Raw genomic sequence first — 1554 nt, forward strand, 5'->3', positions numbered from 1 at the left:
CAACATGGATGTGCAAGTCTGCTAATTCTTTCCGGACGGCTTCCACATTTCTGGGCCCTATTCTCATGAAATCCCCTCTAGAGGCAAATTGAAACATTTGTGCCCCGCCAGCCATCTTCGCTTTTAAAAAAATCAATCTTGCCCCTTCTTTTACTAAGCGCTGCACTAATTCCTTTACCGCCGTATCTGCAAATTTGGCAACGTTAATATGTCCCGATTTAGCGAGTGAAGAGTCAGGCAACATGACGTGAGCCAAACCGGCAATCTCTTTTTTTTCATCATAAATCACAACTCCAACACATGATCCTAGACCTGAAGTACGGATCGAATAGGGAGGTTTTACAATATTCATATCTGCAATGCCGACTTTTACAACCTTGACCTGTAATAATTCAGTCATTTGTTGTCACTCCTAAAGAGGAGAAAATGATATCAAAAGATTCAGGGTCGGGTAACAGAAAGAAATGTCCGTCGATAGACTCCGCAAATAGCTGATCCTTTTCAAGTACAGTATCAATGACAATGGCCGTGTCACTTACTTGTGACAATTCCAATAATCCATAACTGATTGTTGCTCCCACCATGTCGATACTTAATGACGGAACAGATGGATATAAATTCAATTGGGTGAAATCTGATAGAGAAGTTAGATAGGATCCCGATAATATATTCCCTAATTCCTGAAGGCAAGAAAGCGCCAAATCAGTATATGGCGTGGAATCTATTGAAAAGGTTTCATCTCCTGTCATCTGTTGAATGAAGTATTCAGCCACAGGTAGAGAAAGGATGAAAAACATACTACCGGATGCATCGCCTACTATTCGCAAGAAAATGCTAGCAACAACTTGTTCAGCCCCACCAGCCATTTCCATCATTTCATCAAAGGAAACCACTCGGACATTAGGAACAATCATATCAATTTTCCTATTAAGAATTGCCGAAAGTGCAGTGGCTGCGTGCCCTGCGCCAATATTGCCAATTTCCTTCAAGATATCGAGCTGAAGGGGATTAATTTTCTCAATAAACGACATATGATTATCCTTCTTTTCTCATATTTTCATTTACTTCAAGACTTAAAGCCTTTTCCAAATTAATTAACACGAGCAGTCGTTTTTCAATTTTAGCCACGCCGCTAATGTATTCTGACGCCGAATGACCAACAACTTCCGGCTGCGGTTCGATACTATCCACTGGAATATCCAATACATCATTGGCAGAGTCTACTATTAACCCCACTTCCATATCATCTAAAATGACAACGATAATCCTTGTAGAGTCGTTGTATTCTAACTCTTCAAGACCAAAACGGACCCGTAAATCAATAATTGGGGTAATTACACCCCTTAGATTTATGACTCCCTTAACAAGCTGAACAGCCTTAGGAACTCTTGTTATATGCAAGAGTTTTTCAATTCCACTAACTTTATCTACTGGAATGGCATATTCTTTATCTTTAATTTGAAATACAATTACTTTCATATCTTGAACGAGATTTGTAGTCGACATCTATTCTCCTCCTCTTATTAAATTTATGATGATAGCAGAGAGTAGCCT

At 39.4% G+C, this 1554-nt stretch carries 3 protein-coding genes; all 3 read right to left on the bottom strand.

Translation table 11 applies throughout. The annotated features are described in order from the left end of the window. Nucleotides 1-400: chemotaxis protein CheD (locus AC1DUW_RS28300; protein WP_477644116.1), on the bottom strand; the 400-nt coding region annotated here is incomplete at its 3' end. Then, nucleotides 393-1031 (bottom strand): chemotaxis protein CheC, encoded by a 639-nt coding sequence (locus AC1DUW_RS28305; RefSeq protein ID WP_477644117.1) that lies wholly within the window; start codon nucleotides 1029-1031, stop codon nucleotides 393-395. The genes AC1DUW_RS28305 and AC1DUW_RS28300, both read right to left, overlap by 8 nt. 4 nt (nucleotides 1032-1035) lie before the next feature. Then, complete coding sequence (locus AC1DUW_RS28310; protein ID WP_053345343.1) at nucleotides 1036-1506, bottom strand: chemotaxis protein CheW; 471 nt, start codon at nucleotides 1504-1506, stop codon at nucleotides 1036-1038. Nucleotides 1507-1554: the final 48 nt, after the last annotated feature.

Source organism: Peribacillus sp. P4_C12 (assembly GCF_056402095.1).

Excerpts from the sequence above, each read along its gene's own strand:
- AC1DUW_RS28310 (WP_053345343.1), bottom strand. The coding sequence starts at position 1,506 with ATGTCGACTACAAATCTCGTTCAAGATATGAAAGTAATTGTATTTCAA.
- AC1DUW_RS28305 (WP_477644117.1), bottom strand. The coding sequence starts at position 1,031 with ATGTCGTTTATTGAGAAAATTAATCCCCTTCAGCTCGATATCTTGAAG.